This window comes from Streptomyces sp. NPDC020490 (assembly GCF_044335305.1).
Classification (GTDB): Bacteria; Actinomycetota; Actinomycetes; order Streptomycetales; family Streptomycetaceae; genus Streptomyces.
This window is the reverse complement of sequence record NZ_JBIRUY010000024.1, coordinates 112,498-120,343: the sequence shown is the minus strand read 5'-3', so window position 1 is coordinate 120,343 and position 7,846 is coordinate 112,498. Positions and strand designations below refer to the sequence as shown.

Below are 7,846 nucleotides of genomic sequence, written 5' to 3'. Positions count from 1 at the left end.
GCTCCGCTGGGTGCCGCACGGTGACTCCGGCCGTCAGACGACTGCCACGCTGACGCTCCGGCGGGGCGGCGCGCGGTGACTTCGGCCGTCAGACGGCTGCCGCGCCGTCGTGGCTGGGCGCGCAGTTCCCCGCGCTGACGCTCCGCTGGGTGCCGCACGGTGACTCCGGCCGTCAGACGACTGCCACGCTGACGCTCCGGCGGGGCGGCGCGCGGTGACTTCGGCCGTCAGACGACTGCCGCGCCGTCGTGGCTGGGCGCGCAGCTCCCCGCGCTGACGCTCCGCTGGGTGCCGCACGGTGACTCCGGCCATCAGACGACTGCCACGCTGACGCTCCGGTGGAGTGGCGCGCGGTGACTTCGGCCGTCAGACGGCTGCCGCGCCGTCGTGGCTGGGCGCGCAGTTCCCCGCGCCCCTTCGGGGGGCGAGGTCCCGCGTCCCTTCGGGGTTGTCAGTGGCGGCCTGCCACTCGGTCGGCCAGGCGGGCCAGGTGGGAGGACTCGGGGCTGTGCGTCGTGCTCTCCCGGCGGTCCGCCGCGCGGTAGGTGGCGTACATGCCGTGCACGCCCAGCCAGCGCAGCGGCTCCGGCTCCCACTTGCGGACCCGGTGCCCGACCCACGGCAGCCCGGTCAGCTCGGTGCCGCCGCCCTGGCCGGAGTCGAGCTGCACCAGGTCGCGCAGGGTGCGGGCGGCGAGGTTGGCCGTGGCCACGCCGGAGCCGACGTAGCCCCCGGCCCAGCCAAGCCCCGTCGAACGGTCCAGGGTGACCGTGGCGCACCAGTCGCGCGGCACCCCGAGGACGCCCGACCAGGCGTGCGCGACCGCCACCCCGGCCAGCGCGGGGAAGAAGCGGACGAGGATCTCGCGCAGCGCCTCGATCGTCGCCTCCTGCGTCCGGCCGTCGTTGTCGGTCCGCGACCCGAAGCGGTACGGCACCCCGCGTCCGCCGAGCGCGATCCGCCCGTCGGCGGTGCGCTGGGCGTACATGTAGGCGTGCGCCATGTCGCCCAGCGTCTCGCGGCCCTCCCAGCCCACCGACTCCCACTGCTCCGCCGTCAGCGGCTCAGTGGCGATCATCGAGGAGTTCATGGGCAGCCAGGTGCGCCGGTGGCCCTTCAGGCTCGCGGTGAAGCCCTCCGTGCACCGCAGGACGTACGGCGCCCGCACGGTCCCGTACGGCGTCACCGCGTGCCTCGGCCGGATCTCCGTCACGGGCGTCGACTCGTGGACGGTCACCCCGAGCGCCTCGACGGCGGCCGCGAGCCCCTTGACCAGTTTCGCGGGATGCAGGCGCGCCCCGTGCGGGGTCCAGGAGGAGCCGACCGCGCCGGCGACCCTGATCCGTTCGGCGGTCTCCTCGGCGCCGTACAGCTCGCGGTCCTTCTCGCCGTACGACAGCTCGTGCTCGTGGAAGGCCCTCAGGCGTGCCGCCTGGGCCGGTGAGGTGGCGACCTCGAGCACGCCGCCCTTGTGGACGTCGGCCTCGATCCCCTCCTCCGCCGCGGCCCTGACGACCTCGTCGACGGTGTCGTTCATGGCCTTCTGCAGCCGCACGGCGGCCTCGTGGCCGTGCAGCCTCGCGTACCGGTCGCGGCCCGCGATGCCGTTGTACAGCCAGCCGCCGTTGCGGCCGGAGGCGCCGTAGCCGCAGAACTTCTGCTCCAGGACGACGATCCGCAGGGAGGGGGCGGCCTTCTTCAGGTAGTACGCCGTCCACAGGCCGGTGTATCCGCCGCCCACGATCACGACGTCCGCCGTCGTGTCGCCGGGCAGCGGCGCCCGTGCCGTCGGGAGGCCGTCGTCCGTGTACCAGAAGGAGATGCCGCCGTTGACGGCACTGCTTGCCGAGCTGCTCATGGCGGGACGTTAATCCCTGATCGCGGCCAGTGTCTCCTTCGGATTCCATGCTTTTCCACGGCCTGTGGACAGCGGCCGGCACCCGAGCCCGATGAGGACCGCCACGGCGTGCCCGAGATCGGTGAAGGTGGGCGCGAAGGCGAGCGGAAGGCCGTAGACGGCGGCGACGGCCGCCAGGTACACGTAGCGCCAGGGCGCCGCGATCCGGTAGGCCAGGACGGCCATCACGCCCGCCAGCGCGTAACTGACGCCGATGTCGAGGGTGTCGGCCGCCGACCGGGGGGCGACCCCGTCGCGTATCGCCAGCAGCAGGACGCCCTCGCTGACGAGCGTCGCCAGGACGTGCGACGCCGCGCACACCAGCAGCCAGCGCGCCGTGCCCAGCCACCGTTCGGCCCGCGCGTGGAAGACGGTGTAGAGCACGGCGTACGGCAGCCAGTGCCCGCCGTCGATCCACATCGCGCTGGCGAACAGCACCCGGACGGGGTTCTCGGACAGCTCGTGGAGGTTCGTGGAATGCCGCCGCAGGAACTCGTGTTCGAAATGCGGCGACATGTGGTGCAGCGCCACGGTGGTGATGAACAGGACGGCCAGCCACACATAGGTGCCGGGGGCGCTGCGGACGTACGCCCACACCCTGTTCGGACCCCGGTCGCTCCGCTTGCGGCGCTTCACACCCGCAATTATCGGGGTGCCCGGAGCGATAGGCGCGGGCGGGACCGTCCGTCCGGGTCCCCGCTCACACCGCTCGCATCGCTCACACCGTGAACCTGACGGCCTGCAGGTACAGGGAGTCGTCCAGCGTGCCGCCGAAGATGTAGTTGCCGGGCGCCTGTCCCTTCGGCTCGTCGCAGCCCAGTCCGAGCCAGCCGTGGCCGCTGACGGCCGCGTTCTGGCAGACCGCGCCGTCGCCGACGTTGATGATGAAGCCGATCATGTACGGATAGCCCGGCTTGACGCTGCCGATGTAGTTGTCGACGCCGTCGACCACGCCGCTCCAGGGCGTCTTCCAGTGTTCCCTGTGGACGTAGGCGTTGGCGGCGGTGCCCTTCGTGCCGGCCGTGGCGATGTTGATCGACTTGATCTTCTGCCTGCCGTTCACCCGGCCGGCGGTGAGTCCGTCGCACACCGGCTTCTGCCAGCCGTCCTTCGCCAGGTACACGCGGTAGCAGATGTGCCGTCCGGGCGTGCTCGCGGCGGGCTTCGAGGCGGCGTCCGCGGCCGTCTGCTTGCGGGGCGCGGCGGGCTTGGTGGCGTGGGGTGCGGTCGGCTCCGTGCCGTAGGGCCCGGCCGTCGTCCCGGGGGCGGCCGTGGCGCCGCGGCTGCTGCCGGCCGACGGCTCGGCGGGCTTCTTCGTCGGTGTGGGCGACCCGCCGGGACTGCTGCTGCCCGAGATGCTGGGCGAGACCGTCGTCGTCGGGGTCGTGGTCACCGCGGTGGGCAGCGGCACCGGGCTCCTGCTCACGTTCTGGGCCGAGTCGGCGGCCTTGCCCTGGGCGTCGTCGCCGCCCGATCCGCCGCCCGAACCGCTGCCGAGCGCGATCAGCGGAACGACCACGGCGAGCGCCACGGCGAGGCCCACGGCGCCGATGACCAGAGGCCTTCTGAGCAGCCCGGGCGGCTCGTACGCGTCGTCCGACTGACCCACGTCCCGCTTCAGCGACGCGGGGGGCACGGGGTGGGGGAGGGCGGAGCGGGGGGGGGCGGGACCGGGGGTGGGGCCGGGCGCGGTCCCGGCTGTGGGGCCGGGTGCGCGGCGGGTGGTGCACTGGTACACGACCTGGTTGCCCGGCTCGGCGTCCTGCTTGGACCAGGCGTACGCCTTCGGGCACTGCCGGGTGACGGCGTCGCTGTAGGAGGTCTTCGCGTCCCGGTTCGGGTTGACGCACACCAGCGCCCTGCCGGTGGCCGGGTCCCTGGTCAGGTCCTCGGGCGGGCACGCGGCCAGCAGGTCGCCGGCGCATCCGGCCACGGCGCACTCACCGCTGCCGGGCGGGGTCACGCCGTCGGGGGTGATGGTGATCGGCACGGAGACCGCGTTGACGTGGCTGACGTCGTACCAGGGCGCCAGGGAGTCGGCCGGGTCGAAGTTGAACTCGGCGAGGCTGGTGGGCTGTTCCCCGGTGGAGCAGTGATCGGCGAAGGGGCCGCAGTCGCCGACGGCGCAGTGGAAGGTGCTGCCGTCCTCGCCGGTGCAGCCCTGCCGGGCGAAGAACGTGCCGCGCCAGTGCCCGGCGCCGGACCGCTCCGGGACGGTGATGGTGGCGGACTGCCCCGGATCGAGCACCGGCAGCCCGGTGAGCGCGCTGGAGCCGTCGGCGTTGACCGTGCTGCCGACCCAGATGCGGCCGCCGGTGTCGTTCCGCAGGGTGACGGTGTGCTCACCGGAGGCCGCCGCCAGTACGTCGGGCTCCTGCGCGCCGGGCGCGCCGCGGGCGGAGTGGAACGCCGGGACCAGTGCCGACGCGGCGAGGACGACCAGCAGGAAGGCGAACAGAAGGGTGCGTCTGCGCGGGAAACGCATGGAGATGCCTCTCGATTCGGGCTGGCGTCGGATCGACGATCAGGCAGTGCCTGCGCCCGCACGACGGATCCGCCCGGCGGACGGTTCACCGGCCGACCCGGCGGACGGTTCACCGGCCGACCCGACAGACGGTTCACCGGCAGGCCCGGCGGACGGGTCGGCCGCGCGGTACCGTCCCGGTCGTGATCGACATTCCGATCGACATTCCGCGGGAGCTGATCGACCGGCACGAGCGGTTCGGCGGCGAGGCCGGGCGGGCCTTCGTCGCCGGGCTGCCCGAACGGGCCGCGCGGTTCCTCGACCGCTGGGAGCTGCGGCCGGACGGGCCGTCGTGGTGCGGCCGGTGGGCGCTGGTGCTGCCCGTGCTCCGCGCCGACGGGACGCGGGCCGCCCTCAAGCTCCAGGACGTCGACGAGGAGACCGCGGGCGAGCCGGTCGCGCTGCGGACCTGGGACGGTGACGGCGCCGTCCGGCTGCTGGCCGCCGAGCCGGCGTCGGGCACGCTGCTGCTGGAACGGCTCCGTGCGGAGCGGCCGGCGGCCGGCCTGCCGGACTCCCGCGAGGCGACGCTGGTCGTCGCCCGGCTGCTGGCCCGGCTGACGTCCGTACCGGCCCCGGCGGGGCTGCGGCGCCTCGGCGACATCGCGCCGCGGCTCATGGAGCGGGCCGCGGCGGTGCTGCCCCGCCTGCCCGGCCCCGGCGCACGGCGGCTGCTCGCGGACTGCGCGGCGGCGGTGCGCGAGGTCGCCGCCGACCCCGGCGACCGGCTGCTGCACTGGGACCTGCACTTCGACAACGTCCTCGCCGCCGACCGCGCGCCCTGGCTCGCCATCGACCCCAAGCCGCTCGCGGGCGATCCCGGCTTCGAGCTCCTCCCGGCCCTGTGGAACCGCTTCGACGCCGACGAGGTGGTCTGGCGCTTCGACGCCATGACGGACGTCCTCGGGCTGGACCGGGACCGGGCACGCGCCTGGACGCTGGGCCGGGTGCTGCAGAACTCGGTGTGGCAGCTGGAGGAGGACCGGGCCCCGCTCGCCGCCCACCTCGAGATCGCCCGCCGCCTGCGCGGCCGTACGGGTTAGCCTCGCGGCATGATCCGCACCGCGACACCCGCCGATGTCCCCGTCATCCACGCCATGGTCCGTGAGCTCGCCGAGTACGAGAAGGCGGCGCACGAGGCGAAGGCCGACGAGGCGCAACTGCACGAGGCCCTGTTCGGCGAGCGCCCGGCCGCCTACGCCCACATCGCGGCCGACGACAGCACCGGCGAGCCGGTGGGCTTCGCCCTGTGGTTCCTGAACTTCTCCACCTGGCGCGGCGTCCACGGCATCTACCTGGAGGACCTCTACGTCCGCCCCGCCGCCCGCGGCGCCGGCCACGGCAAGGCCCTCCTCACCGAACTGGCCCGCATCTGCGCGGAGCGCGGCTACCAGCGCCTGGAGTGGTCCGTCCTGGACTGGAACGCCCCGTCGATCGCCTTCTACGAGGCCCTCGGCGCCCGCCCGCAGAGCGGGTGGACGGTGTACCGCCTCACGGACGAGCCCCTGACCCGCCTGGCCGACGGAACCTGACCGCCGCGGCCGACCGGACCTGACCGGACCCGATCAGCACACCCCGCCAACCTGATCAGCACACCCGGCCGGACTCGATCAGCACGGCCGGCGGAACCCGAGCGGACCCCGGTCAGCCGCGCCGAACCGTGCCCCCGCCACCCCCGGCGTCCGCCGCCAGCGCCCGCCCCAGCGCCAGCGGGTCGGCGGCGCCGCCCAGTTCGGCGTGCAGGGCGATGGCCAGCTCCGGGCGGGACAGCAGGCCGGCGCCGGCCGGGTCGCCCTCGGCGCGGGCGGCCAGGCCCAGGCCCACCCAGGTCTCGGGATCGGCGTCGCCGCGCAGGACGCGTTCCCGCAGGGTGTGCAGCGCATCCGCGGTGCGGCCCTCGACCAGGGCGACGTCTTCGGGGCGGGCGCCGGCCACGGTGGCGCCCGGATCGTCGCGCAGTTCCGCGAAGCCCGCCGGGTCGGCCAGCAGCCAGCGCAGCAGCACCGCCCGCGTGTCCAGGCCGCGTCCCGGGCTGCCCGGCACGAGCGCCGGCTCGTCCGCGCCCGCCGGCAGCGGCCCGCCACGGGTCCAGGCCGCCGCGTGGGCGCGCACCGTCTGCGGGTCGGGCCGCAGGTGGTACGCCCGCCAGGTCGCCCGGTGGTCCGCGACCGCGAGCGCGGCGGCGGCACGCGTCCGCTCGTCCACCGGTTCGGCGAGCCAGGGCCGCGTCCGCCGCGTCAGTTCCGCCACCAGCCGCCGGCCGAGGCCGGTCAGCCCCTGCGCCGCGCCGGTCGCGGGCAGCGCGTGCAGCTCGTGGAGCGCGTGCGCGGTCTGCTCCCGCCACAGCGCGAACTCGAACCGGCCGAGCGGATGCGGACGGCGCCGCCAGAACCCGGTGACGCCGGAGAACGCGTACACGCCCTGCAGCAGCCCGCCCAGCGGCCGGGGGTCGTCCCGCCACGGGGCGTAGAACAGCCGGCCGCCCGGGTCGTCGTACAGGGTGAACAGGTGCATGAACGCGCTGAGCTTGTTGTGCTGGAACTCGTGCACCAGCGTCGAGGCGAACTGCTCGCCGTCGTCCGGCACCGACGCCAGCGCCGTGCCGAACGCGTCGCCCGAGGAGGCGCTGTGCGGGCGGAACCGCTCGGCGCGCGGGCGGGGCACCACCGTCGTCAGTCCCCCGGCCAGCGCCCGGGCCCCGTCGCCGTCGGTGTCGCACAGCACGGTCCAGGCCGAGTCGAACAGCTCCTGCCAGCGCGCCGCCGGGCCGGCCGGCTCGGGCAGCGCCGGTGCGCGCAGCGTGCGGTAGGGGTCGGTGTCGTCCAGCAGCAGCGTGCAGCCGTCGGCGCGCAGCCTGGTCAGCGGGTGCCAGTGCGGTCCGGCCGGCGGGCGCCCGCCGATCAGCACGCTCCCGTCGCGGGCCGACACCTCCGCCACGCCCCACGGCTCCCGGTCCCCGGGCAGCCGCATCGCGCCGAGCGTGGGCAGCACCGCCCACCCGTGCCGCACCGGCACGGCCGTACGGAAGTCGAGCCCGGCCCGGACCGCCGCCACGGCGGCGATCGCGTGCAGGTGCCCGAGGTGCACCCACAGGGGCGCGTCGTCGTCGGCGCTGCCGCGCAGCCGGCGCAGGGTGTGCGCCGCCCACACGCCCACGTGCGGGTAGCGCAGCAGTTCGTCCACCTTCTCCGGGGCCGCGGCGCCGGCCCGCGCCAGCAGCCGCCAGGCGTCCGCGGGCGGCGCCAGCGGCCCGGCCGGCGCCTCCGCCGCCGCGTCGAGCAGCGCCCGTACGACGAGCAGCCGCCAGCTGCGTTCGCCCCGGCGCAGCGCCTGGACCGCGGCGGGGTCGCCCGCGCCGGCCAGCAGGTCGCCGAACGCCTCCGGGGTCAGCTCATGGGGTCGGGCCGTCTGCCGCACGCCGGGTC

Annotated in this window: 6 protein-coding genes; 2 read left to right on the top strand and 4 right to left on the bottom strand. The window is 75.3% G+C overall.

Annotated features, from left to right (window positions below; translation table 11 throughout):
- Positions 1-451: 451 nt before the first annotated feature.
- The 3 genes from ACH4ZX_RS24480 to ACH4ZX_RS24470 all read right to left on the bottom strand — a co-directional run bounded on the left by ACH4ZX_RS24480 (position 452) and on the right by ACH4ZX_RS24470 (position 4,382).
- Positions 452-1,858, bottom strand: a complete 1,407-nt coding sequence (locus tag ACH4ZX_RS24480; protein ID WP_398276451.1) for an NAD(P)/FAD-dependent oxidoreductase — start codon at positions 1,856-1,858, stop codon at positions 452-454.
- 9 nt (positions 1,859-1,867) lie between these two features.
- On the bottom strand, positions 1,868-2,533 hold the full coding sequence (locus ACH4ZX_RS24475) for a rhomboid-like protein (RefSeq protein ID WP_398276448.1): 666 nt from the start codon (positions 2,531-2,533) through the stop codon (positions 1,868-1,870).
- An 82-nt stretch (positions 2,534-2,615) separates the two neighbouring features.
- Positions 2,616-4,382: a thaumatin family protein gene (locus ACH4ZX_RS24470; RefSeq protein ID WP_398276445.1), complete on the bottom strand. Its 1,767-nt coding sequence runs from the start codon at positions 4,380-4,382 to the stop codon at positions 2,616-2,618.
- 182 nt (positions 4,383-4,564) lie between these two features.
- Here ACH4ZX_RS24470 and ACH4ZX_RS24465 point away from each other — a divergent pair, with 182 nt between their 5' ends.
- On the top strand, positions 4,565-5,464 hold the full coding sequence (locus tag ACH4ZX_RS24465) for an aminoglycoside phosphotransferase family protein (protein ID WP_398276442.1): 900 nt from the start codon (positions 4,565-4,567) through the stop codon (positions 5,462-5,464).
- A 9-nt stretch (positions 5,465-5,473) separates the two neighbouring features.
- Positions 5,474-5,953, top strand: coding sequence for a GNAT family N-acetyltransferase (locus tag ACH4ZX_RS24460; RefSeq protein ID WP_398276439.1), 480 nt, complete (start codon positions 5,474-5,476; stop codon positions 5,951-5,953).
- A 112-nt stretch (positions 5,954-6,065) separates the two neighbouring features.
- Here the strand turns inward: ACH4ZX_RS24460 and ACH4ZX_RS24455 are convergent, their stop codons facing one another.
- Complete coding sequence (locus ACH4ZX_RS24455; RefSeq protein ID WP_398276436.1) at positions 6,066-7,838, bottom strand: HEXXH motif domain-containing protein; 1,773 nt, start codon at positions 7,836-7,838, stop codon at positions 6,066-6,068.
- Positions 7,839-7,846: the final 8 nt, after the last annotated feature.

Bases quoted from the DNA above. Each gene is read 5' to 3' on its own strand.
- ACH4ZX_RS24480 (WP_398276451.1), bottom strand. From the start codon at position 1,858: ATGAGCAGCTCGGCAAGCAGTGCCGTCAACGGCGGCATCTCCTTCTGG.
- ACH4ZX_RS24470 (WP_398276445.1), bottom strand. From the start codon at position 4,382: ATGCGTTTCCCGCGCAGACGCACCCTTCTGTTCGCCTTCCTGCTGGTC.
- ACH4ZX_RS24460 (WP_398276439.1), top strand. From the start codon at position 5,474: ATGATCCGCACCGCGACACCCGCCGATGTCCCCGTCATCCACGCCATG.